The organism is Serratia sp. TSO36, assembly GCF_057808395.1.
Genome location: NZ_JBJZOU010000034.1, coordinates 1 through 611, shown reverse-complemented (window position 1 = coordinate 611; position 611 = coordinate 1). Strand labels below are relative to the sequence as shown.

Genomic DNA, 611 nt, shown 5'->3' with positions numbered 1-611 from the left:
GAATGAGAAGAGCAACGCGCTGGTGTTTGAAGCCGCCGGCAGCACTGACCCTCAGCCGAAGAAGGCCACGAAATGATGAAATGGATCCCGGTAGCCCTGGCGCTGTTGCTCAGCGCCTGCAGCAGTTCGCCACAGAAGACCTACTATCAGTTGCCGGCGCTGGGTGCGCCGGCCGCGGCCGGCAGCAGCGGCGCCTCCACGCGCCAGCTGTGGCTGGAGCACGTGAGCGTGGCGGATTATCTGGCGCAGAGCGGCGTGGTGTATCAGACCAACGACGTGCAGTATGTGATAGCGCAGAACAATCTGTGGGCCAGCCCGCTCGACCAGCAGCTGCAGCAAACGCTGGTCACCAACCTGAGCAGTGCGCTGCCGGGCTGGGTGGTCTCTTCGCAGCCGATGAGTAGCGATCAGGATGTGCTCAACGTCACCGTCAGCGGCTTCCACGGCCGTTTTGACGGCAAGGCGATCGTTCGCGGCGAGTGGGTGCTGAACCGCCAGGGGCGTTTGATCAAACGGCCTTTCAGCCTGGAATTGAAACAGGGCGAGGACGGCTATGATGCCCTGGTGCGCACCCTGGCGCAGGGCTGGCAGCAGGAAGCTCAGGCTATCGC

General features: G+C 63.3%; 1 protein-coding gene. It reads left to right on the top strand.

Annotation, left to right across the window (positions count from 1 at the left end; translation table 11 throughout):
- Window positions 1-72: 72 nt before the first annotated feature.
- A partial coding sequence (pqiC, locus tag ACK3CV_RS25295) for a membrane integrity-associated transporter subunit PqiC (protein ID WP_060431837.1) occupies window positions 73-611 on the top strand: 539 nt, incomplete at its 3' end.